Origin of the sequence: Candidatus Cardinium hertigii (genome assembly GCF_003176915.1) — a bacterium.
GTDB lineage: Bacteria > Bacteroidota > Bacteroidia > Cytophagales > Amoebophilaceae > Cardinium > Cardinium hertigii_A.
The window spans coordinates 496296-522733 of sequence record NZ_CP029619.1 but is presented as its reverse complement, the minus strand read 5'-3'; the positions used below and the strand labels follow the sequence as shown (position 1 = coordinate 522733).

The window sequence follows — 26438 nt, the reverse complement described above, 5'->3', positions numbered from 1 at the left end:
TCACTTTATGGAATAAGCTTTGCTTACAAGGCATCCCATTGCTTTTGGTAGCTTATACGTATATTTTACTAACTTAATAGGTATACCGGCAAATAAAAAAGGCAGCTCTTGTTTGCGTATAGGTTGTAGGCAAGGTATGGGCGTACCCTTTTGCTTAGCGCATATTAGGATCTATTGCGTATAAAACAAGAAAAGCTGATTATCATAAATATAAAGCAAAATAGCTAATAGATTGGTTGCATTGGACCATTTAAATCCTAGAGAATATCTTATTATTCGTGGTGCGCGCACGCACAATTTAAAAAACATAAGCGTAGCCATACCACACAACCAGCTAGTAGTGGTAGCAGGGTTATCAGGCTCTGGGAAATCTTCCTTAATAGTAGATACGTTATTTGTAGAAGCGCAGCGCAGGTATATAGAGAGTTTAAGCACCCATGCGCGCCAATTTTTAGGGAAAATGGCAAAACCTGCGGTTGATTCCATAGAAGGCGTACGCCCTGCTATTGCCATTCAGCAAGGTGTCGTACACAAAAACCCACGTTCTACGGTAGCTACCGTTACGGAGCTAGCGGATTATTTCTATTTGCTCTATGCCCGTATAGGGATTACCTATTCTCCCCTTAGCGGTCAAGTAGTGCAAAAAGACAGCGTCACAGATGTGGTAGATTACCTCTATCAACAGGAGGAGGGAACCAAGCTATTGCTACTGTATCCTATAGCATGCAGCAATCAGGAAGCTTTATTAGCGCAATTAAGCGCAGCGCAGGGGAAGGGATTTACGCGGGTTATGCAAGCCGATCAATTATTTTTTATAGAAGAAATTCTTTTAGGTACGATTTCCTTACGGCTTGACCAGCCGCTTTATGGCCTAGTAGATCGCCTAGTAGTGCGCAAACAAGATCCCCATAGCCAGCGTAGGGCAGCAGATTCCGTTCAAGTAGCTTTTACAGAAGGGGATGGTCGGATAGCAGTAAGCGTTATCGGGGGAGGGCAGCGCCTCTTTTCAGATCGCTTTGAGCGGGATGGTATGCTATTTGAGCTCCCTAGTGTTCCTTTTTTTAATAGCAATACCCCTTATGGTGCTTGCAAGCAGTGTGCAGGGTTGGGGTATGTAATAGACCTAGCAGAAGAAAAAGTTATTCCCAATTCGGCGCTTTCCCTAGCAGAAGGCGCGGTAGCACCTTGGCAAGGACCCATCATGCGCAAATGGTTAGCCCCCCTTTCGGTGCAGCAGAAGACCTTTGACCTCCTCCTGCATACGCCTTATAGCGCTTTAACAGCCGATCAAAAAGAAATCATCTGGAAGGGGAAAGGAGATTTCATCGGTATAGAGCCTTTTTTTGAGTTTTGTGCCAAGCAAACTGATAAAATACACTATCGCGTACTTTTATCCCGTTACCGCTCTAAGAAAGTGTGTCCGCTCTGTCAGGGCAGCTGCATGCGTGTAGATACTAAGTATGTACGCATAGGTCCGTATGCCCTAGGGGAACTTCTGACCTTGCCCCTGCAACAAGTATTGGCTTTTTGCACTGCGCTACCTCTTACCGTATGGCAAGCCAGCGTTGCCCAAAGAATTGTAACAGAAATTAAGAATAGGCTCCATTACCTAGTAAGCGTAGGGTTAGGGTATGTAACGTTAAACAGGCCCATCGATACGCTATCGAATGGCGAGTATCAGCGGGTTAGATTGGCTACTGCATTAGGGAGTCCCCTTTGCGGGGTACTCTATATTTTGGATGAGCCCACTGCTGGGTTACATCCACGCGATATCCATCGGTTGACACAGCAGTTGGTACATTTAAAGGAGCAAGGCAATACAGTCATCGTCATAGAGCATGAAGCGCAGGTGATGCAGGTAGCCGATAGGATTATAGAGATAGGACCTGAAGCAGGCATAGGCGGGGGGAATCTTGTTTTTGAAGGCAATTTATCAGAGCTATTACAATCCGAAGCAACCCATACAGCCCGTTATTTAAAGGGAAGCGAGCAAATTCCGCTACCCAAGCAGCGGCGGGATTGGTGCCATAGTCTATGGATCAAGCAAGCCCGCCTACATAATTTAAAGGACGTTACCGTAGCCTTTCCCTTACAGCTGTTAACGGTAGTTACAGGTGTAAGTGGATCAGGCAAATCCTCCTTAGTTTCAGGCGTATTGTATCCCGCATTGGTAGCGCATTTAGCAGGCGCAAGCAGGTCCGCTGGGTCAAAAGATACATTAGTAGGTGATTTTCATTGTATTCAGGCAGTAGAGCATATGCAGCATCATGCGTTAGGGAAGTGGGCACGTTCCAATCCACTTACCTATTTAGGATTATATGATTATATACGCACCTGTTTTGCGCAGACCGCCTTAGCCCGCAAGCGCAACTACCAGCGCGGGCATTTTTCCTTTTATTCAGCCAAGGGTCAATGCAGCAGTTGCCGCGGGGAAGGTATACAAAAAATAGAAATGCAATTTATGGCAGCCATTGAATTGCCCTGTGAGGTCTGTCAGGGCAATCGTTTTAAGCCTGAGATACTAGATGTAACCTATTGTGGTAAGAATATTACCCAGCTATTGCACATGACCGTAGCGGAAGCATTGGTTTTTTTTGCGGATCATGCATGTCTTATGCAGTCATTCAAAGCCCTACAGGCCATAGGGTTAGCGTATATTGCCTTAGGGCAATCCTTTCGTTCCTTAAGTGCAGGCGAGCGGCAGCGGCTTAAGTTAGCCTATTACTTAGCCAAGGAAACAAAGGATCAATCCATCTTATTTATATTAGATGAACCTACTACGGGGCTTCATTTACGGGATGTCCATCTATTGGTTATGGCCTTACATGCATTGGTACAGCGGGGTCATACTGTAATTGTAATGGAGCATCATCTAGATATTATTAGCAATGCCGATTGGGTTATTGACTTAGGGCCTGGTGGAGGAGCAGAAGGCGGTCAGGTTGTATTTACCGGTAGGCCGGAGGCGTTGCTACAAGAAGCCGATAATGTTACGGCCTACCATGCAAGACATGGGCGTATCCATTGCGTAGATTAAATCAAGGAATTTTTGATGTTAGCAAATTATTTCCGTAATTGCTAAAAGGAGTGGATGAGATATAAAAATTTTTCTGATAAGGGGAAAAGGTTATTGCATAGGTTGTAAGCCTTAGTTAAGGGTATGTAGTATTTGGTGGGGTGGATAGAAGGTGGGGTATGGCTTCCGCTGAGTAAGCGAAGGAGTGTATTTGTTGGATAGAAAGGCAATGATCGTTAGTAAAGGTATGATTGTTGGTATTTAGAATAAATAGGAAGCAGCGGTAATGAGGAAAGGGCAGCTATTGGGAGAGGGGTAGGCGTTGAGAGCGTATACCTATCTATAGCGCTTTCTAGCTTTTGTAATTAAATAAATTATTTATTAAATTATGAGTCTAGGTTGAACTATAACCTAGAGCAATATAATACGAGATTGAGTCAAGTAACTTATAAAACTTATAAGTTTAGTTAAGCGATTAATAAGAATTTTAAAAATTTAGGTGTGCATTATGGTTTATAAAAAGATTGTAAATAATATCCCTTCTTTATCCAGTTTGCTATTAGCTGGGATGGTATTGGGGGGGTCTTGTAATGGTAAGAAAAATGGTGCTGTTTCAGGGACAGGGGGAGATGCTGAGGTTGGAAATGAGGTTAGTGATAAGAAATTTTCTCCGGAGCTAAGCAAGGCTAGGTGGGATGCGTGGGCTTTTATTTTTGGTAGCAAGCAGCTGAGTTATGCCTGTTTTCTTAATAAGGAAAAACAACTTGATCCTATGTTGCCTGAGACTTATACAATAAGTAGAAGCACAACACTGGAAACGATGACGAAACTTTTAGAGGAACGAGTTCGATCCTTGAAAGAGCGTTTCTCTCTTAATGGCGGTATTACACAAAACGTGGAAACTGCTTTAGCAAGTCTAATAGGTTGGCTTGATGTTAAAAATAAAACTAATGTTTCAGCACATACTCAACAAAAAAAATACTTCCCACACTATGGGAAGGCTATAGAACAAATTGTGTGCATTTATAATACGTTTTATTCTCTTATACAAGAGTTACGTAGTACGCAAGATAGTATACATAAAGGTCAGTACGATATCAATTTTAAATGGAAAACAAAAGAAGAAGATTTAGATACCTTTTATAATAATTATATAAAAGATAAATTTGGTCTTGCAAGTAGAATAGCAGTTGCTAAAAATGGAGAAAAAAAAGATATATTACTGGATGAACATACAGAACAGTTGCTTCCATTCCTCATCTCTTCGTCTAGTGAAGGTGAAGGTGGTGCTAGCGAACTAATGGAAGAGCAGGTAGGTAATGTAATGATCCATGCTAATAATGGAGATACCCTCCTGGATGAGATAAACGTACAAAGAGACATTAAGGCGGGGAACGATAAGACAAAAAAGCCGTATCATTTTCATATACCTAAAATTACAGGAGGCGTAGACCTTCGATCAGGATCACGAGTGCTGACTTTTAAAGAGCTTTTGTTTTTGCTTTGTAAGGGGACCCTTGAGTCTAAAAAAGATGCCAAGGTTGAAAATGGTATCTTTGGTGTGATAAGCGACACCTCCGGAAAAAAAGATGGTAAGTTAAAATCAAATCCTGATGCTTATAAAAAGTTTGCTAGTGACGCACAAAATCCTGATCTATTTGTTACTCATATAACGGATTTAATAAGAAACAATTCGCTTAAGGGATGGTGGTCTGTTGATATAAGTGAAGCAAGTTCCCAACTAGAAGAACTGATCAGTAAATATGCCTCTCAGGCTCCATTATGCAATGCCACCAATTTTACTACTGAACTGTTAAAGAAGATGGTAGAATGGGCTGGTGCAACAGGTGCAACAGGTATAACTATACCAGATAGAGTGGATGCGGATGGAGTGGATACAGTGCTAGATGAAATAATAACCAAAACATCTGATGCTCAAACTTCCGGTAATTCCTTACAGTTGATTAGCTGTAGGCTTGCTAATCAGATTGTGAGTGATACAATCTTATTGGGTCAATTAAAGCAACAAGGAGGCTTTACAGTGGGTACACTTAAAGACGAACTCTTGCAGATGTTGGAAAGTAAGAAAATGCAAGAGAATCTGCTTTGCATAACTGTTGGTGGTAAACCAAAGCTTACATCTTTAGGTGTTAAGTTTCAGGGGATGGTATGTAGATTCGATAAGATTCTAAAAGAAAACAAAGGGACGGAGCGTAGTTGTACTTATGAAGAGATAAAAAAATCAACAGGTTTTGACATTGAACCTATTAATAAGTGGGTTGAAGAAACTTATCATTTACTGAAAGCTTTCCTGGTTTTGCCAGACAAATTGGCGAACGTTTTTTATAAATATCAAGACGATAACCAGACTGTAGACTATGCAACAGAGATCGGAATTCAAAATGCGGATTTAGGTTTGGATCAGAATCCGGTAATTGACAAGTTGGACAGCTTTAGGCACGAATACTTAAAGGCTAAGAAAAAAACCGAGCAACCAGAAACTCCAGCAACTCCAGCTGCTTAATTTTAGGTAGGTTTCGTATAGTACTTTCTTTTGTACTTTGTATAAAAGTGGATCCCAGTTTTGCTGGGTTCCACTTTTTTTGTATCTACCTTTGGGTTGATCGGTATGCTGGTCCTTGCCTTAATCCTAAAAAATAAAATTACACCGCATGCAATCCTCCGCTATACGTGCCCAGTTTATACAGTTTTTTCAACAAAAGGGACACCAGCACCAAATAGCAGCTCCTATTGTAAATAAGGAGGATCCTTCTTTGCTTTTTGTCAATGCAGGGATGAACCCCTTTAAAGATATTATCTTAGGATACCAGCCTATACAAACAGCACGGGTAGTAAGCGCACAGCCCTGCTTGCGGGTATCTGGAAAACATAATGACTTGGAAGTAGTAGGCGTGGATGGCTACCACCATACGTTGTTTGAAATGCTGGGTAATTGGTCCTTTGGGGATTACTTTAAAGAAGCAGCTATCCAGTGGGCCTGGGAATTGCTCACAGAAGTATACCAACTCCCTAAAGAACGGCTCTACGTAACTACATTTGCAGGGGATCCAGAAGATAACCTACCAGAAGATAAGGAAACAGCGGCTATTTGGCGCAACTATTTGCCCCCAACACATATTTTACCCTTTGCTAAAAAAGATAACTTCTGGGAAATGGGAACCCAAGGTCCTTGTGGTCCTTGCTCAGAGATCCATATAGATATACGCCCAGAGGCAACACGCCAATCCATAGCAGCTGCCCAGCTGGTAAACCAAGAAAATCCCCAGGTATTGGAAGTGTGGAATTTGGTCTTTATGCAGTACAACAGAAAAAACAGTGGTAAGCTGGTCGAGCTTCCCCATAAACATATCGATACAGGAATGGGATTGGAACGATTGGCTATGGTGCTACAAGGAAAAATGGCTACCTATGATACGGATATTTTTACACCGCTTATACAAGCAATAGAAAAGATTTCAGGGAAAGCCTATGCGGATAGTACCGCTACTGCTGCGGCTATGCGGGTGATTGCAGACCATCTGCGTGCGGTAGCTTTTGCTATAGCCGATGGCGCGCTGCCTGCCGCTACCAAAGTAGGATATGTAGTGCGCCGTATCTTACGTAGGGCTATCCGTTATGGTTATAGCTACTTGGCTATAGAAGAACCTTTTATTTATCAATTGGTAGCGCCTTTGGTAGCCCAGATGGGGGACGCTTACCCTAACCTTAGGGTACAGCAAACAACTATCGAAGAAATCATACAGACCGAAGAAAAAGCTTTCCTAAAGACCTTAGCAGCTGGGCTTCAGCGGCTGCATTACCTAAATCCGCAAGGTACGCTAGCGGGAAAAGTAGCCTTTGAGCTCTATGATAGCTATGGCTTTCCCTTAGATCTTACAAAATTAATTGCCAAAGAAAAAAACCTCATCCTAGATGAGGCCGGTTTTGAAGTGGCTCTGCAAGCACAACAGGCCCGTTCTCAGCAAGATGCGGCTGTGACCTATGGGGATTGGCATCAGCTGCAACCAGGGGTAACTACGCGTTTTGTAGGGTATGATCAATTAACAGCTACTACTTCTATTGTGCAGTGGCGTAGCCTTACCGATAAAAGAGGGAAACGCTATCAATTGGTATTGGCAGTTACGCCTTTTTATCCAGCAGGAGGGGGACAAGTAGCAGATAAGGGCTCTATACACTGTGGGACGGAATCGATTGCAGTGCTAGATGTACAGAAAGAACATGGCTTACTGATCCATACAGTTGATCGCTTACCAGATCCAATAGAGGGAACCCTAGCGGCTTGTGTGGATGAGCCGTCACGTAAGGAAACCGCTGCAAACCATACAGCTACCCATCTTTTACAGGCTGCCCTTAGGGCCCTACTGGGGAAACAGCTATCCCAAAAAGGTTCTTTGGTAACTGCTTCCGCTTTGCGTTTTGATTTTACCCATGTGGCTAAATTAACCGCTGCACAAATAGAAGCGATTGAAGCAATGGTAAATGCTAAAATTAGAGCCAATATCCCTTGTCTGGAGCAGCGGGACCTGCCTTTGGAAACGGCTAAGGCTAGGGGCGCACAGGCATTATTTGGGGAAAAATATGCGGCTGAAGTAAGGGTTATTACCTTTGATGAAAAGTTTTCTATGGAGCTTTGTGGGGGTACGCATGTCAAAACTACAGGGGAAATTGGTTTCTTTAAAATTATACGTGAAACCGCTATAGGAAGTGGTATACGTAGAATAGAAGCGCTTACAGCACGTAACGCAGCGGAATTTGTAAACCAAGAGCTGACTAAGCTAGTAACTTTATCTACCTTACTGAGGCAACCTAAAGATATAGTCAAGGTAGTAGAGCGCTTACTGCATGAAAAAAAACAGCTGGAAAAACAGTGCCAGGCTTACGAAACCCATATCATTCAACAGGTAACGCAGCAGCTCTCTGTAGAGGTAGAGCAGGTAGGCGATGCTTACCTCCTCATTCAAACAGTAATACTGCCTCATTTGGATGCATTGCGGCAAGTTGCTTTTCAATTTAAGGCGCGGTATAAGAAAATTTTTATTGTATTAGCTACTGAGCTGTCCCATAAGGCTCAGTTGCTTATCTTGCGTTCAGAGGCATTGGCTGCTACCTGTAATGCGCATTTGCTTATGCAGTCGATAGCTCCGCTTATAGAGGGGAAGGGAGGAGGACAGCCTTTTGTCGCAACGGCTGGAGGTAGCAATCCTGCTGCTATACCCGTAGCTTTGCAAATGGCAAGACAGCTGTTCCTGGACGCTTCCTTGGCCACCTAAGTAAATAATAAAAGTGATTTTTCTTCCTCCTGAAGGATATACAACATAAACTCCTCCTAGAAGTTGTATCTGGTGTTAGGATTCTTTATTTTTACCAAGGAGGGAGGGAAGCAAATAAAACCAACGAAGACAAAGGAGCAAAAACCATAGAGGGGTAGAAAGAAAAAAGAGAGGGAAGATAAGGAGGGGTAGAAAGGAGAGGGGAGGAGAAGGGAGAGGGGAGGAGAAGGGAGAGGGGAGGAGAAGGAGGAGGAGAGGAGAAGGAGGAGGGGAGGAGAAGGAGGAGGGGGAGGAGAAGAAAAAGAGGTATCTCCAGCGCTTATTAAGGCTAGAATAAACGAAAGAAGATAATTATTGTATGGAAAATGCCGTTGTAGAATTTTCAGGTTATAAGTTGAGGGAGGCTATCAACCAGCATGAGCTGGTTTTTGTTGATTTTTGGGCTCCTTGGTGTGGTCCATGTCTAAGATTAGGCCCTATTATAGAGGAGTTGGCTTTTTTTTATGCAGGCAGGATCCTTATAGGGAAGCTTAATATAGAGGATGACGCTGAAATGGTAACGAAATATGCTATTAGGACCATTCCTACTATGTTGATTATCCGTAAAGGAATTGAGGTTGAGCGGATGGTGGGTAGTTTACCCCTCGAAACCATCCAAAAAATCCTGAATAACTATTTGATTAAGCAAGTAGATATTATTGAAGGGTAGCTTGGTAAAATAAAATGCTACTTCTAAAACGCTACCTGTTTTATGCGTTTGGCTTCCTTAAGTAATAGGATGAGAAAAGAAAAGTATGTATGTATTTTTAACCATTCTTTGCCATTTTTGAATACTTTTTACTGGATCAACAAGGAATAAAATCAACGTTACATTAGGGCGTTTTTTTATCTATGCAGCCCATTACTAAAAATTTACAAAAATTCCTCTTATATTTTGTTGGGCAATATAGATGGCGTTTTACTGCCATGGCTGTTTCCTATACTGCTTATTATGTTTTGGACAACTTAATGTTGCCTTTTGCTTTTAATAAGCTATTCATTGATCGCCTCTACACCCTAGACAATAACCGTACAGCTGCCTGGCTACAGTTGGGTTGGCCACTGTTCGTGCTATTAGCTGTAATTTTTTTCATAGATATTTTATCCCGCTTTTCTGATTATTTAAAGGTCAGAACCATTCCTACATTCGAGGCTCGCGTACGTATGTGGATAGTAAGCTATGTACAAAACCATTCCTATCAGTTGTTTACAGAGAATTTTTCTGGTGATTTAGTAAGACGGATAGATAATCTCACAGATGGTGTTAGCCAACTAGTGATGCGAATTATTGATTCCTTTTTACCTACTTTCTGTACCATGCTACTAGGCGTCCTTTCGTTTACCCTTGTACAGCCTGTTTTCGGTATCATGCTAATGGTTTGGTTGCTACTCTATACCCTTATCTACTATTTGTTTGCTAAAAAATTTACACGTTACGCCATGGTACATGCGGAAAAAGTAAGCCTTCTTTCTGGTAGCATAATGGATGGGTTTACCAATGTACTTAGCATGAAGTTATTTGCATTTAATCAGAAAGATGCAGCCCATTTAAGCGTACCACAAGAAGCCGAACAAAAAGCACATGAGCATGTTTTACGGATGATTATGTATTTACATTGTATTATTGGGGTACTATCCATTGCCTTTATGGGCATAGGGCTTATAGGACAGATGGTTTACTATTGGCAGTTGGGTAAATTAGACATCCCTACTATTGTTTATATTGCTACCACAGGAACCAATCTTTGTAATTTAGTTTGGGATTTATTAGCGGATTTTCCAGCTTTTTTTGAAGAGATAGGCTATTGCAGTCAGGCGTTGCAATTACTACAGCAGAAGCATGCTATTGTAGATCTTCCTGCTGCTACTACGTTGCAATGCCCTTCTGCTCCTGCGATTGCATTTAATCAGATTTCCTTTTCCTATTCGAGTACTGCTCCTTTATTTGAGCAACAAGATCTTTACATAGCAGCTGGGGAAAAAGTAGGCTTAGTAGGTTTATCTGGGAGTGGTAAATCTACCTTTGCCTATTTATTACTTAGGTTTTATGATTTACAGGGAGGGAACATTACCATTAATGGTCAGGATATTGCTACGGTTACCCAATCGTCATTGCGTGCTGCTATTTCGCTTGTGCCGCAGGATACCATTTTATTTCATACCACTGTGCTAGAGAATATCCGTTATGGGCATCAAGGGGCAACCGAGGCAGAAGTTATAGCAGCGGCCCAAAGCGTAGGATGTCATGATTTTATTATGCAGCTGCCCGCCAACTATCAGACATTAGTAGGGGAGCGGGGTGCGAAGCTATCCGGTGGCCAACGGCAGCGCATAGCCATTGTGCGGGCCGTTTTAAAAAATGCCCCCATTCTTATACTAGATGAATCGACATCAGCTTTGGATGCCCTTACTGAAAATGCTATTCAAGAAAGCTTACGTATTGCTATGACTGGAAGGACTACCCTTGTAATTGCCCATAGGATATCTGCCCTGTCCGCTATGGATCGCATTGTAGTGCTAGAGCATGGTAAAATCATAGCTGAAGGATCGCATGATTTATTACTTAGGACAAATGCCTACTATGCCGCTATGTGCCAGCTCCAACCGACCATTATCTGAGAAAATAGGCCGCTATAAAATGTATTGATTGAGATCTTTGTGTTGTAGTAAACTAGCCAAGGATTTTTGGACCATTTCTTTCGTAATGGTGAGTTCCATAGGAGGTACAATACAATCTGGAACATCAAAAAGTATGGGATTCAATAGGTGACTCATAACGGTTTGCAAACGTCTTGCACCGATGTTTTCTATTGCTTCATTTAAGCGGTAAGCCATAGCTGCAATTTCTTTTTTTGCTTCTAAATCAAAATGTAGCGTTATACCTTCCACCGCTAATAATGCTTGGTATTGCATGGGTAAAGCACTCTTAGGTTCATCTAGAATTTGATAAAAATGCGTTTGAGAAAGATTCTCCAATGTCACACGAATAGGGAATCTTCCTTGTAATTCTGGAATAAGATCAGATGGCTTAGCCATATGAAAAGCACCTGCACCAATAAAAAGAATATGATCCGTATGGACAATCCCATATTTGGTGTGTATGGCACTCCCCTCTACAATAGGAAGCAAATCACGTTGTACACCTTCTCTGCTTACACCTGATCCATGCGTTTGGGTAGTATGGGCAATTTTGTCTATTTCATCTATAAAAATAATACCCGTATTGCTGGCTCTTTCTATTGCCTCCTCTTTAACTATATGCATATCAATCTGCTTAGCAAGCTCTTCCGCTAGCAATAGGTTTCTTGCCTCTGCAATGGTAACTTTTCTTTTTTTGGTTTGTTTAGATAAAAAGCTACTGAGCATATCTTGAAAGTTCATGATTATGCCTTCATCTGTCGAAGGCCCCATCCCTATACCCGTTAGGTTGCCCTGGTAGGTAGGATTGTTGCTGACTTGAATTTCTATTTGCTGCTGCTCCAGTAACCCACTGCTTAATTGCTCACGGAAATGTGCCCGGACAACATCTATATTTTGCGGGCGATCTGATTTGGTATCTGTCCCTTCCTTTGCTTTGGTAGAAGGACAAACGATATCTAAAAGAAGCTCTTCTATTTGCTGTTGAATGGTAACTTGTAGTGCTTCCGTTTTTTCTGCTTTTACCATAGCTATGGCACGCTCTACTAAATCCCTTACCATGCTTTCTACGTCACGGCCCACATAGCCTACCTCTGTAAATTTTGAAGCCTCTACTTTTATAAAAGGAACATGCGCAATTTTAGCTAAACGCCTGGCTATTTCAGTTTTTCCTACCCCAGTTGGCCCAATCATTAAAATGTTATGGGGCATAATGTCTTCCTTTAACTGTTGCGTGACTTGCATTCTGCGCCATCTGTTGCGTAAGGCAACAGCAACGTTGCATTTTGCTTCCGATTGCCCTATAATGTATTTATCCAGTTCTTGTACAATTTCTTTGGGTGTAAGCGTTTGCTTGCCCGTTGGTATAACCATAACTGTTTTATTTTTATCCTACGCATGAAAAAACTTCCTCCTTTTATCCCCTTACCTCCCTCTCCTTGCTTCTCTCCCCCCTTTATCGCCCCCTCTTTATCGCCCCTCCTTTATCGCCCCTCCTTTATCGCCCCCCCTTTATCGTCCCCCCTTTATCGCCCCCCCTTTATCGCCCCTCCTTTATCGCCCCCCCTTTATCGCCCCCCCTTTATTGTCCCCCCTTTGTTCCCCCTTTATTGTCCCCCTGGGCAGAGCGTAAACATAACATAGTTGCATTTATTGGTTTTATTTACTAAAATAAGTAATTTAAAATTCTATTTCAAGTGGATATAATGCATACCTATAGAAAACTATCTTTTCTTTAACCAATATAAATTTTAATTTCGCCTACAGATAGCCGCGTAGGAGCAATAGGAGCATAGTTCCCTATCTTCTGTTTGCGTAAAAGGAACAGTTGGATTGAATAGCTCCACAAGTAATGACCTTAGGTCTTTTTCAAATACCTGTATAAAAGGGCGCACATCCTCGATCCGTTCGTAAGCTTTCGTCTCATTCGATTGTATAGAAACAGCTGGCACATAGCCATCTAAAAACAGCGACCGAATAGAAATCAAATAAGGTATAACAATCTGTTGTTCCGTTTCACTTCCTTCAGTTAGCACAAGCCAAGCATATAGGAATAACTGAAAAATAGCAGAGTTATTTTTAACTGTTGCACGATTAAACAGTGCAGCTATAGAAGGAATCCTATCGTTAGCTATACCAGTTTTATAGTCTACAATACGTATGCCATGAGTTGTATGATCTATTCGGTCTACCACACCACTTAAGGCTATCTTCTGTTCCTTATGTAAAAAGATGTTTTGCTTTTTCTTTATTTCCACACCAAGCAGTGTAAAAGGCGTCATTGTTTCATCCAGTGTCAAGAGACGTTCCAGCATCTTTTCTAGCAAGGCAGTATATACCGTTAATTCAGCAGCTGTTTGTCCAGTTAAGGAGGAGCAAGCCAGCGCTGTTTCTTGTTTTATTTTTGATGCTATATGATGTAGTGTTTCTTTAGTTAGCTGCTTATCTACAAAAGGTCGATACAGCTGTGCCATCACCTTATGTAGAAGCTGCCCTACTGTTACGGCAGCTTCTTTTTCTTGAGGCATTGGTTTTATTTGGAGTAAGTACCTAAAGTAAAATTGCAGCGGACAGCTCAGGTAAGCTATTAAAGCGGAAGCTGTTAGGCTGGCGCTACTTGTATGGCCTTTTACCACAAATTGAGCAAGCAGTTGCATTATAGCAGCATCTTTTTCCATAGAGATGGGCGCAATGGGTAGCGGCGCATAGCAACTGGAACGTAATCGTTGTGTAATGTTTAATTTACTGTCAAAAGATAATTGCAGCAGCAAGCGACTTATTTCAGCTGGCTGCTTGCCATGGTCTTGTTTCGTATAGCTACAATAATTATGTTGGGAACGTTGTAGTAACCTGTAAAAACCATAAGCCGTTATACTTTCCATGACCCGCTCTCTTAAAGGTAGCCCAACATGCTGACGTAGGTTATAAGGGAGCAAAGAATGGCTCTGGCTTGCGGTAGGGAAAGATCCTTCTGCCATATCTATAAAAAAGAGCTGCTCAAAATCCAAATTGTGGGATTCCGTAACCTCTATAATATAGAGACCTGTTAAAGGATTGTATTGATGGAAAGATAGGCTACTTTCTTTTAAGAAATTTAGAAAAACAGCGGCCAAGTTATTTGCCTCAGCTAAGCTATAAAAAGCAGCTATTTCATCCAATATATGCTGTAAAGCAGTTTTATTTATATCCAGGAATAAATCCTGTTTGGGAACAAAATGAGTTGCTATAAGCCTTAGTATGGTTTTCAGGAAATCCAGCAGTCCCTTATTAGCTGCAGACAACCATTGTTTGAGTGGCCCTACATATTCCCTACACAAGGCAGCGTGGGTAATATATTCGGGTAATGCTTTTACCAGGCTTTTCATTTTCGTTTGCATATGATCTTCCACAAAAGGCTGTAGTAAGCGCAAACCCCTTTTTAGGTTATGGCTGATCGGAGCAGCTGTATTGCTACTTTCCATCCAATATTCCGTTAAGCTTACCACTGCGGTATAGATTAGCGTGGCATTAAGCGGATAGGCTAACCTACCATGCAGCGGTATAGCTAATGCAGCTAGTCTGTCCAATAAAGGAACCAGTAATTGATTTCCACTGAGCACGATAGCTGTTTGAGGTAGGGGAAATACCGCTTTTCCCTCAGCAGTCACCGCTTGTAAACGCTCTACAATGGATTGAATCTGTATTAGGGTAGCATCCACTTCTGTAACCAGGATTGCTTTATTTTTATCATGGAAATAGCTAGAAGACACCTTAGGAAAATGATTTTGAAAGTAAGGCTTCTGTTGGTGTTGACGCAAGTAGTTTCCTGCTACATTAAGCGGGTTATCCATATAATGAGGATCGCTATCCCAATAAAAACGCAAAGGTATTTTAGCCTGTATTTGTGCAATAAAAGCTTCCTCAGCTGGCGTTAAGAGATTAAATCCAGCAAAAATTAGTTCGCTTGCAAAAGGCTCCCTTACAGGTTTATCGGATGCTATTTTGTAGCACAGTCCCTTATATCCCTTTCCCTTTTGAAACAGTTTTTCTGTAAAGATTTGATAAAGCAGCGGTAATTGTTCCCAGGGGAGAAGCGGTTCTTGCTGTTGAAACAAGGTTTCCCATTTTGATTTAGATTCGAAGGCATGTTGTGGCGCTCCAAGGTTTAAAAGCAAGGCAGATTGTTTTTGTTGGTTTAATTGTAACAAGCAATCCGTAGCAGGGATGCGGTACTGATCCAAATCATTAAAATCTTGCAAGAGGATTTTTCCAAAGGGATAGAATTGTTCAAAAGAGCATGGTTTAGGAAATAATTGGCTGGCTGATAAATACAATTCATGCAATAAAGTTATGGTAGGCGCTTCTGACAGGCCACTATGATTTTGGATTAGCTGATCCAGGGTTAGGCAGGTAGGCAGGGAGGAGGGATTCCTATCATACCATAAAGATTGAAAATAATCAATAGACAATGCTGTAGGAAAAACAATGAAACATTGTTCTACCATAACAGCTGTTTGGCTATTTAAATAGGCTACTACTTGCCTTAGGAAAGGAGTATAGGTAATGGTCTGCACAACTACCAAGTTTAGACAATCAAGCTAAGGTAAGAAAATTCGTCTATGAATGAACTATGGTTGGCATGCGGCTAATTTTTCTTCTATGAATTGGAATAGGAGTGGGAGCATGCGGTGGGGATGCATCATATATTCTTCGGCTTCTATTTCTCTTCTAGAGATAGGGAATATATCGTTACAATGGGTTATATCCCTTATAACAAAACATTGAATAGCTGGGTTACCAGGCATCCCTATGGCATAAGGGGTATTGCCAATGTGGGTAAGATCCTCTAGGCTATCCCCTCTGCAAAGTTGTGATTGGAGTGGAATTAAGTGATCATGTAGTCCATCTGTTTCTCCCGTTACTAGGAGAGCAGTAGCCTCGTTCAATGCTTGTATAGCTTGGTCCACTTTTTCATTTATGTTCAGGGCTTGATGCGCTTCTTTGTAAGCTGTTATGGTGTGGCGAAAAAGCCTCCCATAATCATTTTGGTAACCTGCAATCAATAAACCAGGGACTCTATCTGAGGGCTGGCTATTGCGCAGATAGTGGTATACGGCTGATGTACAAGGTCTGTTAGGCAATGTATCCTTTATACCAGCGAATTTCTTATAACCCATACCCTGGAGCAGCGGATAGATGCAATCGGCTGTTTTCGCTAGTGCTGCTAGGGCAAAAAGACTCCAATTTACTTTAGTTCCAATAATATTTAAACCATTCTTTGCCTTGTTTTTGAAGTGCTGTATGGCAAGCGGCCCACGTGTCAGTATAGCGGCACCTTGTAATGGTGCGTTATGGGTAATAAATCCAAGTAGATGTAAAGTATGCTTATACCGTTTTGCTATAAGCGTAGCGATTATACCACCTTGGCTCTGTCCTAAAATAAATAAAGGAAAGGATTGGCTGTCTTTATGGTATGTCCTTAGGGTAGTTTGTATTTCTTGGTAGACCATTTCTACTTGTTGATCTATGCTATAGTCTTCAGATATACCCTGCTCTCTAACGGATGAGTTTATGATCAATAGGTTATCTTTATACTTTTCTGAGAGTTCATTGGCTAGCATTTGCATCTCTTTTCTATCCATGCTTAAGCCATGGAGCAGTACCATGCCAAAAGTTGCTTGTGTGCTTTTGCGTAGGAGTGTAGGATTGGCTAGGGTAGCAGCTATGGTTCTCTCTCCAATAGGTTGTGCTTGGGATGGATCCATAGAATAATTGAGAGGGCTACAAGCAAAGATTGTCTGAAAGAAAATAAAGCTTATCCCAAATGATTTTCTTATACTTACGTTAGGTATCATGGTGCGCATATAGTTAATGTACAGTAAGAAAGCAGTATCCCCTAGTATAAAATTGGCTCTTAGATATAATATAAAAAGAGTCCTTTTAGTCGAATACTACCATAGCCCACAACATATAGTATAAAACATTTATAGGTATAGATCAATAGTGGGTTATCCTTATACATAAAGCATACAGCAGAGCTGTTGCCTATATTTAAGACAGGGTAAGGATAAGTTGGGGAGCGGGTGGGGGTAGTTTCTCTGCTACGGAATCAGACCATCCTGTTATTTTAAAAATTTTGTACCGTGCTGTAGCGCCGTGTAGAAGGCAAATATGACTTTTAGCAATGCCCAATGTCTGAGCCAATAAGCATATAATGGCATGGTTAGCCGCTCCTGATTGGGCCTTAGCTGTAACGCGAACTTGTAACCAATATTTATTTTTTACTGATATCCACTGTTCTATTTTATTATAGCGGCTATTCGGTTTCGCATAAACAGACAAATGATGCGCTTTATTCATAAAACGAGTTAATCTAATCGAATTATTCCCTGAAATACCTGATAAACAGGTCCATTAAGATAAATATCCTTAAATTTTCCGTCTGGCAGTGATGTAAAAGTTACCGAGCAATCACCTCCCTTTGTTACCACTTTCACAGGGCTTTTCAGGCCATAGTAACTGCTTGCTATCAATGCGCTAGCCACTGCACCGGTACCACAAGATAAAGGTTCATATTCTAGACCACATTCGCAAGTACGCACGAAGATACTATCATGCATTAATTGGACGAAACTAAGATTCACGCCTTCCTTTTCAAAGGGTACCATTTTACGTTTAGCCAAACCCATTGTCATCATATTTACTTGCGCTACATTGCTTACGATCTCTACATAGTGATTGGTACCATTATTAATGAAATAACCTGTATACAATGGTTGAATAGCATGATCGATATCTTTTAACTTTAAATGGATCAGGTCATTACGTAAATACCCGGTATGGATTCCATCAAAAGCTACAAAAAAAGCTTCTTGCTGCACGAGCCCCAAATGTATGGCATAATGCAAGGCACATCTGGTCCCATTGCCGCAGAACCCTCCGCCCCGACTGCCATCTGCATTGTAATGCAGTATAGAAAAATCGTACCCTTCCTTTTTTTCAATGGTAACAATACCATCTGCACCAATACCAAATTGCCGGTGGCACAGCTGCTGAACCAGGGTAGGCGTATACCTAAAGAGATTATCAAAATTATTAATTAGAATAAAGTCATTACCGATAGCTTGGTATTTAGCAAAAGGAAGCTGCATGGATTAATACGCTATATTTTTGAGTAAATAATTTTTTTCTTTGTATGTTACATTGCAGAATGCTGCATCTGTTTATCCTGAACTAGAGAAAGCAGCTGTAGTACTGCTTGCTACATGTATGTAGATACATTGCAGTGGCTAAAGGCATACAGGTATAACGTTCACAAGTTACTAAATTTATGTTGATCAACATAAATTTATAGGTTGTAAACCCCATTTTCTATCTCGCTTCCCTCTTCCCCCTTTCCCTCTTTCCCTCTTACACTTATCTATTCCTTACATTGCTTAATGCAATAAATGGGAAACAGTTGCTTGTATAGGTTGTGTATGGGAAGCCCTATTGCCATAGCGGTTCAACTGTTGTATAACCGGTTATATATATATAACTTAGCCACTACCCCGGCGGGCATGGAAAGCCTATGCGTATAGGTTTAGTTGTGGTTGAGCTACCGTTAGTTACGGTAACAGTGGTTCAATGTGAATAATCTGTTTTTAATGCTATTATTTGATCAGCTACCACTTTGTATGGTTATGATTTTTTTAATTGTAACCCTACTGGTAGGCCTTTACTACAGCGATAAAACAACCACGCTACGAGCATATGCAGTAGGGGACAAGCAATTTTCTACTTTAACTTTAGTGGCTACTACATTAGCTACTAGCTGGGGAGGGGGGCAGTTAGTACGGGATGTTGAGCAGGTTTATGACCGTGGCCTTTACTGGATGATTTTTTCCTGTTTAAGCTTTGCGGATGTATGGATACTTATTCCTTTGTCTTTACGCATGGGGGGCTTTATACAGCACTTTTCTATGCCAGAAAGCATGGGTAGCGTATATGGAAAATACCCACGGTTTATTACTGCTTTAGCTGGTATTGCTTCTTCTATAGCGATTATTGCTAGTCAGATTAATGTAATGTCATTGGCTATCAGTAAGTGCATAGAAACAGAGCAGCCAATATATATTGGCTGTACTACAGTAGCTGCTGCGCTAATTCTTATTTTTTATTCTACTTTCGGTGGTATTCGTGCGGTTACTTTTACAGACGTATTGCAATTTGTAACTTTTTCTGCTGTTATTCCTCTATTTACCTGGTTTATGTTTAGGCAAACAGGAAAATCCATTAATGATATTGCCATTTTTATTCATAATCAGCCTAAATTTCAATTTAGCTATGTATTTCATTTTGATCGTAATCTTTTCATTATGCTATCGATGGTTTTAGGTATTATGGCTGCTATAGATCCTACTACGATGCAACGGATATATATGGCTTCTAGTCCGAGGCAGGCTAATAAAGTTTTTCTTTATTCCGGTCTTTTTAGTTTTCTAATGATCGGTTGTATTATTGTAGCCAGTTTATTTGTTTTTGTAAGCATGCCGACATTATCTACAGCAGAGGTATGGCCTTACATCATGAACCATATCCCCTCTGTTTTCAAAGGGTGTATTTGTATCAGTTTACTAGCCATGACCATGTCGACTGCTGATTCCAAGTTAAATACCTGTTCTGTAATGGTTAGCCATGATATAGTAGAAAGTATAAAGCAATGCAATATCCCTCTGTTTCAGTCTTCTTCTTTACGGTTTATGGTACAGCCATTACAATGGCTGGCACGTTTGATTGAAAATACAAGTCCTATTTGGTTAGCAAGGCTCACTTCTATAGTGGTAGGCTTATGCGCTATGTTATTGGCTTTTTGTTGCAAGGATTTGTTAGCATTATTAATGTTAGCTATAGCCTTATATGTTCCTATTGTAACGGCACCTTTCGTCTTAGCGCTTTTTGGTTTTCGTGGAAGTTCCCAAACAGCATTAATAGGTATGATTACTGGTATAGTAGCTATTTTAGCTTGGAACCGATGGATTAAACCAATAACTGGTATGGATGGTTCCTTTTTTTGCATGTTAGCCAATGGTTTAGCCATGCTAGCGGCCCACTACTTATTGCCGCAACCAGCAGGAACAGGGTGGGTATCTCCTGATCAAACGTAACGCTCCTCAAATTTCAAAATTTGTCTTTGGTGGGGAAGAGTACATGCAAAATACTTACTGACTGCTTGCTATAATGCATCAATGCTGTCTGTATTATTGCTGGTATTTCATTAGGAATATTGCGTAATCTGCTTAATCTGTTCTGTAGATAATCCAGTTAGTGAGCTAATAACTTCTATAGGGTAACCATGCTGAAGCATAGCCTTAGCTATAGAAAAGGCTTTTTCCCTTTCTCCCTCTAGCTTGCCTTTCTTTTGACCTATTTGTATGCCTTCTTGTATACCCTCTTGTATGCCTTCTGCTTTACCTTCTGCTTTACCCTCTGCTTTACCCTCTGCTTTACCTTCGTTTCTAGCTTTCTCTAGCGTATTCGCTTCTATCCTCAACCATTTCAAGCGATCTTCATAAGCCATTCTTTCCTCAGCAGTGAAGTTTATCGTATCTAAAACATGCAACGCCTTTTTTAAGCTGTTGCTATTTAACGGTTGGGGTAAGTTATCTTTGTTGAGCAAGTCATGTCGGGTAAGAAAAGCTATCCAAATGTCTAACGAATTCTTTATTTTTTTTAATAATGTTTCTAGGTCTTCCTTTGGATCGTTACTGAACTTAATCAGCTCTATGGTATGCAATTCCAGATCGGTAAAGTAGGGCAGTCCACTCTCTTGTTCTCTGATATGGAATACATTATGATACTTATTGCTATCTGTTATAGAAATAAAATTAAGAATATGAATTCCTATTGCTTTGTTTAAAGAGGAGTAAGTCTCAGAAGATTTTAATTGATCAGTATACAGCTTAGCCCAATAATATAAAGCGCGTTTATCATAATCTGCTTCATCTGTAATTTGAATTTCTATATTAAACCTTTTCCCTGTTTCTCCTATGGCTTTCACATCTAGTATGGATAGTTTATCACTTCTAAAATTTTTTGGGTTATAGGGATTTAATAGGGTAAGATCTACCACTTGATCCTCCGGAGAAACAGTAGCATTTATTAACGCAATCAATAGATCCTTATTTTCTTCTACCCCAAAGATTTTTTTAAAGGCCAAATCTATTTTTGGCGTAATTTTTTCCATATTATATTCTATTTTTTAGTTGTAAAGCGACAGCTTGTATAAGCGTAATACATGTTGTAAGATAATAGTTTTCTATAGAATGTAAGGGGAGTGTCTAAATGGTTTAGCCATTACAATGGCTGGCACGTTTGATGGACGATATGCGTTCTATTGGGTTGGCAAGATTCGCTTGATAGGGAAGAGGATATTTACAATACTTACTGACTGCTTGCTACAATGCATCAATGCTGTCTATAGTATTGCTGGTATTTCATTAGGAATATTGCGTAATCTGCTTAATTTGTTCTGTAGATAATCCAGTTAGTGAGCTAATAGCTTCTATAGGGTAACCATGCTGAAGCATAGCCTTAGCTATAGAAAAGGCTTTTGCCATTTCTCCCTCTAGCTTGCCTTTCTTTTGACCTATTTGTATGCCTTCTTGTATACCCTCTTGTATGCCTTCTGCTTTACCTTCTGCTTTACCTTCTGCTTTACCTTCTGCTTTACCTTCTGCTTTACCCTCTGCTTTACCCTCTGCTTTACCTTCGTTTCTAGCTTTCTCTAGCGTATTCGCTTCTATCCTTAACCATTTCAAGCGATCTTCATAAGCCATTCTTTCCTCAGCAGTGAAGTTTATCGTATCTAAAACATGCAACGCCTTTTTTAAGCTGTTGCTATTTAACGGTTGGGGCAAATTATCTTTGTTGAGTAAGTCATGTCGGGTAAGAAAAGCTATCCAAATGTCTAACGAATTCTTTATTTTTTTTAATAATGTTTCCAGGTCTTCCTTTGGATCGTTACTGAACTTAATCAGCTCTATGGTATGCAATTCCAGATCGGTAAAATAGGGCAGTCCACTCTCTTGTTCTCTGATATGGAATACATTATGATACTTATTGCTATCTGTTATAGAAATAAAATTAAGAATATGAATTCCTATTGCTTTGTTTAAAGAGGAGTAAGTCTCAGAAGATTTTAATTGATCAGTATACAGCTTAGCCCAATAATATAAGGCGCGTTTATCATAATCTGCTTCATCTGTAATTTGAATTTCTATATTAAACCTTTTCCCTGTTTCTCCTATGGCTTTCACATCTAGTATGGATAGTTTATCACTTCTAAAATTTTTTGGGTTATAGGGATTTAATAGGGTAAGATCTACCACTTGATCCTCCGGAGAAACAGTAGCATTTATTAACGCAATCAATAGATCCTTATTTTCTTCTACCCCAAAGATTTTTTTAAAGGCCAAATCTATTTTTGGCGTAATTTTTTCCATATTATATTCTATTTTTTAGTTGTAAAGCGACAGCTTGTATAAGCGTAATACATGTTGTAAGATAATAGTTTTCTATAGAATGTAAGGGGAGTGTCTAAATGGTTTAGCCATTGCAATGGCTGGCACGTTTGATGGACGATATGCGTTCTATTGGGTTGGCAAGATTCGCTTGATAGGGAAGAGGATATTTACAATACTTACTGACTGCTTGCTACAATGCATCAATGCTGTCTATAGTATTGCTGGTATTTCATTAGGAATATTGCGTAATCTGCTTAATTTGTTCTGTAGATAATCCAGTTAGTGAGCTAATAGCTTCTATAGGGTAACCATGCTGAAGCATAGCCTTAGCTATAGAAAAGGCTTTTGCCATTTCTCCCTCTGCTTTACCTTCTGCTTTACCCTCTGCTTTACCCTCTGCTTTACCTTCTGCTTTACCTTCTGCTTTACCCTCTGCTTTACCTTCGTTTCTAGCTTTCTCTAGCGTATTCGCTTCTATCCTCAACCATTTCAAGCGATCTTCATAAGCCATTCTTTCCTCAGCAGTGAAGTTTATCGTATCTAAAACATACAACGCCTTTTTTAAGCTGTTGCTATTTAACGGTTGGGGTAAGTTATCTTTGTTGAGCAAGTCATGTCGGGTAAGAAAAGCTATCCAAATGTCTAACGAATTCTTTATTTTTTTTAATAATGTTTCTAGGTTTTCCTTTGGATCGTTACTGAACTTAATCAGCTCTATGGTATGCAATTCCAGATCGGTAAAATAGGGCAGTCCACTCTCTTGTTCTCTGATATGGAATACATTATGATACTTATTGCTATCTGTTATAGAAATAAAATTAAGAATATGAATTCCTATTGCTTTGTTTAAAGAGGAGTAAGTCTCAGAAGATTTTAATTGATCAGTATACAGCTTAGCCCAATAATATAAAGCGCGTTTATCATAATCTGCCTCATCTGTAATTTGAATTTCTATATTAAACCTTTTCCCTGTTTCTCCTATGGCTTTCACATCTAGTATAGATAGTTTATCACTTCTAAAATTTTTTGGGTTATAGGGATTTAATAGGATAAGATCTACCACTTGGTCCTCCGGAGAAACAGTAGCATTTATTAATGCAATCAATAAATCCTTATTTTCTTCTACCCCAAAGATTTTTTTAAAGGCCAAATCTATTTTTGGCGTAATTTTTTCCATGCTTTGTTCTATTTTTTTAGTCGTAAAGCAACAGCTTGTATAAGCGTAATACATGTTGTAAGATAATAGTTTTCTATAGAATGTAAGCGGAGTGTCTAAATGGTTTAGCCATTACAATGGCTGGCACGTTTGATTGAAAATACAAGTCCTATTTGGTTAGCAAGGCTCACTTCTATAGTGGTAGGCTTATGCGCTATGTTATTGGCTTTTTGTTGCAAGGATTTGTTAGCATTATTAATGCTAGCTATAGCTTTATATGTTCCTATTGTAACGGCACCTTTCGTCTTAGCGCTTTTTGGATTTCGCTGCAACTCTTGTACAGCATTAATAGGTGTGATTACTGGCATATTAGCTATTTTAGCTTGGAACCGATGGAGTAAACCAATAACTGGTATGGATGGTTCCTTTTTTTGCATGTTAGCCAGTGATTTAGTCATGCTAGTGACCCACTACTTATTGCCGCAACCAGCAGGAACAGCGGTGGGTATCTCCTGATAAAACGTAACGCTCCTCAAATTTCAAAATTTGTCTTTGGTGGGGAAGAGTACATTCAAAATACTTACTGACTGCTTGCTATAATGTATCAATGCTGTCTGTATTATTGCTGGTATTTCATTAGGAATATTGCGTAATCTGTTTAATCTGTTCTGCAGATAATCCAGTGAGTGAGCTAATAGCTTCTATAGGGTAACCATGCTGAAGCATGCCCTTAGCTATAGAAAAGGCTTTTTCCCTTTCTCCCTCTAGCTTGCCTTTCTTCTGACCTATTTGTATGCCTTCTTGTATACCCTCTTGTATACCTTCTGCTTTACCCTCTGCTTTACCTTCGTTTCTAGCTTTCTCTAGCGTATTCGCTTCTATCCTCAACCATTTCAAGCGATCTTCATAAGCCATTCTTTCCTCAGCAGTGAAGTTTATCGTATCTAAAACATGCAACGCCTTTTTTAAGCTGTTGCTATTTAACGGTTGGGGTAAGTTATCTTTGTTGAGCAAGTCATGTCGGGTAAGAAAAGCTATCCAAATGTCTAACGAATTCTTTATTTTTTTTAATAATGTTTCTAGGTCTTCCTTTGGATCGTTACTGAACTTAATCAGCTCTATGGTATGCAATTCCAGATCGGTAAAGTAGGGCAGTCCACTCTCTTGTTCTCTGATATGGAATACATTATGATACTTATTGCTATCTGTTATAGAAATAAAATTAAGAATATGAATTCCTATTGCTTTGTTTAAAGAGGAGTAAGTCTCAGAAGATTTTAATTGATCAGTATACAGCTTAGCCCAATAATATAAAGCGCGTTTATCATAATCTGCTTCATCTGTAATTTGAATTTCTATATTAAACCTTTTCCCTGTTTCTCCTATGGCTTTCACATCTAGTATAGATAGTTTATCACTTCTAAAATTTTTTGGGTTATAGGGATTTAATAGGGTAAGATCTACCACTTGGTCCTCCGGAGAAACAGTAGCATTTATTAACGCAATCAATAGATCCTTATTTTCTTCTACCCCAAAGATTTTTTTAAAGGCCAAATCTATTTTTGGCGTAATTTTTTCCATGCTTTGTTCTATTTTTTTAGTCGTAAAGCGACAGCTTGTATAAGCGTAATACACACTGCAAGATAATAGTTTTCTATAGAATGTAAGCGGAGTGTCTAAATGGTACAGCCATTACAATAGCTGGCACGTTTGATGGACGATATGCGTTCTATTGGGTTGGCAAGATTCGCTTGATAGGGAAGAGGATATTTACAATACTTACTGACTGCTTGCTACAATGCATCAATGCTGTCTATAGTATTGCTGGTATTTCATTAGGAATATTGCGTAATCTGCTTAATCTGTTCTGTAGATAATCCAGTTAGTGAGGTAATAGCTTCTATAGGGTAACCATGCTGAAGCATAGCCTTAGCTATAGAAAAGGCTTTTTCCCTTTCTCCCTCTAGCTTGCCTTTCTTTTGACCTATTTGTATGCCTTCTTGTATACCCTCTTGTATGCCTTCTGCTTTACCTTCTGCTTTACCCTCTGCTTTACCTTCTGCTTTACCCTCTGCTTTACCTTCGTTTCTAGCTTTCTCTAGCGTATTCGCTTCTATCCTTAACCATTTCAAGCGATCTTCATAAGCCATTCTTTCCTCAGCAGTGAAGTTTATCGTATCTAAAACATGCAACGCCTTTTTTAAGCTGTTGCTATTTAACGGTTGGGGCAAATTATCTTTGTTGAGTAAGTCATGTCGGGTAAGAAAAGCTATCCAAATGTCTAACGAATTCTTTATTTTTTTTAATAATGTTTCTAGGTTTTCCTTTGGATCGTTACTGAACTTAATCAGCTCTATGGTATGCAATTCCAGATCGGTAAAGTAGGGCAGTCCACTCTCTTGTTCTCTGATATGGAATACATTATGATACTTATTGCTATCTGTTATAGAAATAAAATTAAGAATATGAATTCCTATTGCTTTGTTTAAAGAGGAGTAAGTCTCAGAAGATTTTAATTGATCAGTATACAGCTTAGCCCAATAATATAAAGCGCGTTTATCATAATCTGCTTCATCTGTAATTTGAATTTCTATATTAAACCTTTTCCCTGTTTCTCCTATGGCTTTCACATCTAGTATGGATAGTTTATCACTTCTAAAATTTTTTGGGTTATAGGGATTTAATAGGGTAAGATCTACCACTTGATCCTCCGGAGAAACAGTAGCATTTATTAATGCAATCAATAGATCCTTATTTTCTTCTACCCCAAAGATTTTTTTAAAGGCCAAATCTATTTTTGGCGTAATTTTTTCCAT

General features: G+C 39.8%; 18 protein-coding genes. 8 read left to right on the top strand and 10 right to left on the bottom strand.

The features are described 5' to 3' along the window. Window positions 1-232: 232 nt before the first annotated feature. The 5 genes from uvrA (at window position 233) to DK880_RS01940 (ending at window position 10965) form a co-directional block, all read left to right on the top strand. The gene (uvrA, locus tag DK880_RS01960; RefSeq protein ID WP_239302538.1) at window positions 233-3037 is read left to right on the top strand and encodes an excinuclease ABC subunit UvrA; all 2805 of its coding nucleotides are present in this window, start codon (window positions 233-235) and stop codon (window positions 3035-3037) included. A gap of 487 nt (window positions 3038-3524) precedes the next feature. Continuing rightward, window positions 3525-5540 (top strand): hypothetical protein, encoded by a 2016-nt coding sequence (locus DK880_RS01955; RefSeq protein ID WP_162534113.1) that lies wholly within the window; start codon window positions 3525-3527, stop codon window positions 5538-5540. Between the two features lie 148 nt (window positions 5541-5688). After that, window positions 5689-8307 (top strand): alanine--tRNA ligase, encoded by a 2619-nt coding sequence (alaS, locus tag DK880_RS01950; protein WP_109997152.1) that lies wholly within the window; start codon window positions 5689-5691, stop codon window positions 8305-8307. Between the two features lie 358 nt (window positions 8308-8665). Next, window positions 8666-9016: a thioredoxin family protein gene (locus DK880_RS01945; RefSeq protein WP_109997151.1), complete on the top strand. Its 351-nt coding sequence runs from the start codon at window positions 8666-8668 to the stop codon at window positions 9014-9016. Window positions 9017-9198: 182 nt separating this feature from the next. Further along, complete coding sequence (locus DK880_RS01940; RefSeq protein ID WP_109997150.1) at window positions 9199-10965, top strand: ABC transporter ATP-binding protein; 1767 nt, start codon at window positions 9199-9201, stop codon at window positions 10963-10965. Window positions 10966-10977: 12 nt separating this feature from the next. Here the strand turns inward: DK880_RS01940 and hslU are convergent, their stop codons facing one another. Next, window positions 10978-12357, bottom strand: coding sequence for an ATP-dependent protease ATPase subunit HslU (hslU, locus tag DK880_RS01935; RefSeq protein ID WP_109997149.1), 1380 nt, complete (start codon window positions 12355-12357; stop codon window positions 10978-10980). Window positions 12358-12381: 24 nt separating this feature from the next. On the opposite strand from hslU, the gene DK880_RS05155 reads away from it, so the two are divergent. Then, window positions 12382-12627 carry a hypothetical protein gene (locus tag DK880_RS05155; RefSeq protein WP_162534112.1) on the top strand — a complete coding sequence of 82 codons (246 nt, stop codon included), beginning with the start codon at window positions 12382-12384 and terminating at the stop codon, window positions 12625-12627. A 107-nt stretch (window positions 12628-12734) separates the two neighbouring features. Here DK880_RS05155 and DK880_RS01930 read toward each other — a convergent pair whose 3' ends face one another. From DK880_RS01930 to DK880_RS01915, 4 genes are all read right to left on the bottom strand, one after another. Then, a complete protein-coding gene (locus DK880_RS01930; RefSeq protein ID WP_162534111.1) occupies window positions 12735-15536 on the bottom strand; it encodes a PD-(D/E)XK nuclease family protein in 2802 nt (933 codons plus the stop codon). A 54-nt stretch (window positions 15537-15590) separates the two neighbouring features. Next, complete coding sequence (locus tag DK880_RS01925) at window positions 15591-16727, bottom strand: alpha/beta hydrolase (RefSeq protein WP_162534110.1); 1137 nt, start codon at window positions 16725-16727, stop codon at window positions 15591-15593. 286 nt (window positions 16728-17013) lie between these two features. Further along, window positions 17014-17322: a DUF167 domain-containing protein gene (locus DK880_RS01920; protein WP_109997146.1), complete on the bottom strand. Its 309-nt coding sequence runs from the start codon at window positions 17320-17322 to the stop codon at window positions 17014-17016. Window positions 17323-17330: 8 nt separating this feature from the next. Next, window positions 17331-18113 carry a diaminopimelate epimerase gene (locus tag DK880_RS01915; RefSeq protein WP_109997145.1) on the bottom strand — a complete coding sequence of 261 codons (783 nt, stop codon included), beginning with the start codon at window positions 18111-18113 and terminating at the stop codon, window positions 17331-17333. Between the two features lie 477 nt (window positions 18114-18590). On the opposite strand from DK880_RS01915, the gene DK880_RS01910 reads away from it, so the two are divergent. Beyond that, window positions 18591-20108 (top strand): sodium:solute symporter family protein, encoded by a 1518-nt coding sequence (locus DK880_RS01910; RefSeq protein ID WP_204082289.1) that lies wholly within the window; start codon window positions 18591-18593, stop codon window positions 20106-20108. A 110-nt stretch (window positions 20109-20218) separates the two neighbouring features. Here the strand turns inward: DK880_RS01910 and DK880_RS01905 are convergent, their stop codons facing one another. The 3 genes from DK880_RS01905 to DK880_RS01895 all read right to left on the bottom strand — a co-directional run bounded on the left by DK880_RS01905 (window position 20219) and on the right by DK880_RS01895 (window position 23643). Continuing rightward, the gene (locus tag DK880_RS01905; RefSeq protein WP_109997143.1) at window positions 20219-21187 is read right to left on the bottom strand and encodes an Rpn family recombination-promoting nuclease/putative transposase; all 969 of its coding nucleotides are present in this window, start codon (window positions 21185-21187) and stop codon (window positions 20219-20221) included. 253 nt (window positions 21188-21440) lie between these two features. Next, on the bottom strand, window positions 21441-22445 hold the full coding sequence (locus tag DK880_RS01900; RefSeq protein WP_109997142.1) for an Rpn family recombination-promoting nuclease/putative transposase: 1005 nt from the start codon (window positions 22443-22445) through the stop codon (window positions 21441-21443). 253 nt (window positions 22446-22698) lie between these two features. After that, the gene (locus tag DK880_RS01895; protein WP_109997698.1) at window positions 22699-23643 is read right to left on the bottom strand and encodes an Rpn family recombination-promoting nuclease/putative transposase; all 945 of its coding nucleotides are present in this window, start codon (window positions 23641-23643) and stop codon (window positions 22699-22701) included. A 129-nt stretch (window positions 23644-23772) separates the two neighbouring features. Here DK880_RS01895 and DK880_RS01890 point away from each other — a divergent pair, with 129 nt between their 5' ends. Then, window positions 23773-24138: a sodium:solute symporter family transporter gene (locus DK880_RS01890; protein ID WP_109997141.1), complete on the top strand. Its 366-nt coding sequence runs from the start codon at window positions 23773-23775 to the stop codon at window positions 24136-24138. A 120-nt stretch (window positions 24139-24258) separates the two neighbouring features. Here the strand turns inward: DK880_RS01890 and DK880_RS01885 are convergent, their stop codons facing one another. Both DK880_RS01885 and DK880_RS01880 read right to left on the bottom strand, forming a co-directional pair. Next, a complete protein-coding gene (locus tag DK880_RS01885; RefSeq protein ID WP_109997140.1) occupies window positions 24259-25203 on the bottom strand; it encodes an Rpn family recombination-promoting nuclease/putative transposase in 945 nt (314 codons plus the stop codon). Window positions 25204-25457: 254 nt separating this feature from the next. Beyond that, on the bottom strand, window positions 25458-26438 hold the full coding sequence (locus DK880_RS01880) for an Rpn family recombination-promoting nuclease/putative transposase (RefSeq protein WP_109997139.1): 981 nt from the start codon (window positions 26436-26438) through the stop codon (window positions 25458-25460).

What these genes read in the sequence shown, in the direction of transcription:
- DK880_RS01955 (WP_162534113.1), top strand. Translation starts at nt 3,525, where the DNA reads ATGGTTTATAAAAAGATTGTAAATAATATCCCTTCTTTATCCAGTTTG.
- alaS (WP_109997152.1), top strand. Translation starts at nt 5,689, where the DNA reads ATGCAATCCTCCGCTATACGTGCCCAGTTTATACAGTTTTTTCAACAA.
- DK880_RS01945 (WP_109997151.1), top strand. Translation starts at nt 8,666, where the DNA reads ATGGAAAATGCCGTTGTAGAATTTTCAGGTTATAAGTTGAGGGAGGCT.
- DK880_RS01940 (WP_109997150.1), top strand. Translation starts at nt 9,199, where the DNA reads ATGCAGCCCATTACTAAAAATTTACAAAAATTCCTCTTATATTTTGTT.
- hslU (WP_109997149.1), bottom strand. Translation starts at nt 12,357, where the DNA reads ATGGTTATACCAACGGGCAAGCAAACGCTTACACCCAAAGAAATTGTA.
- DK880_RS05155 (WP_162534112.1), top strand. Translation starts at nt 12,382, where the DNA reads ATGAAAAAACTTCCTCCTTTTATCCCCTTACCTCCCTCTCCTTGCTTC.
- DK880_RS01925 (WP_162534110.1), bottom strand. Translation starts at nt 16,727, where the DNA reads ATGGATCCATCCCAAGCACAACCTATTGGAGAGAGAACCATAGCTGCT.
- DK880_RS01920 (WP_109997146.1), bottom strand. Translation starts at nt 17,322, where the DNA reads ATGAATAAAGCGCATCATTTGTCTGTTTATGCGAAACCGAATAGCCGC.
- DK880_RS01915 (WP_109997145.1), bottom strand. Translation starts at nt 18,113, where the DNA reads ATGCAGCTTCCTTTTGCTAAATACCAAGCTATCGGTAATGACTTTATT.
- DK880_RS01905 (WP_109997143.1), bottom strand. Translation starts at nt 21,187, where the DNA reads ATGGAAAAAATTACGCCAAAAATAGATTTGGCCTTTAAAAAAATCTTT.
- DK880_RS01900 (WP_109997142.1), bottom strand. Translation starts at nt 22,445, where the DNA reads ATGGAAAAAATTACGCCAAAAATAGATTTGGCCTTTAAAAAAATCTTT.
- DK880_RS01895 (WP_109997698.1), bottom strand. Translation starts at nt 23,643, where the DNA reads ATGGAAAAAATTACGCCAAAAATAGATTTGGCCTTTAAAAAAATCTTT.
- DK880_RS01885 (WP_109997140.1), bottom strand. Translation starts at nt 25,203, where the DNA reads ATGGAAAAAATTACGCCAAAAATAGATTTGGCCTTTAAAAAAATCTTT.
- DK880_RS01880 (WP_109997139.1), bottom strand. Translation starts at nt 26,438, where the DNA reads ATGGAAAAAATTACGCCAAAAATAGATTTGGCCTTTAAAAAAATCTTT.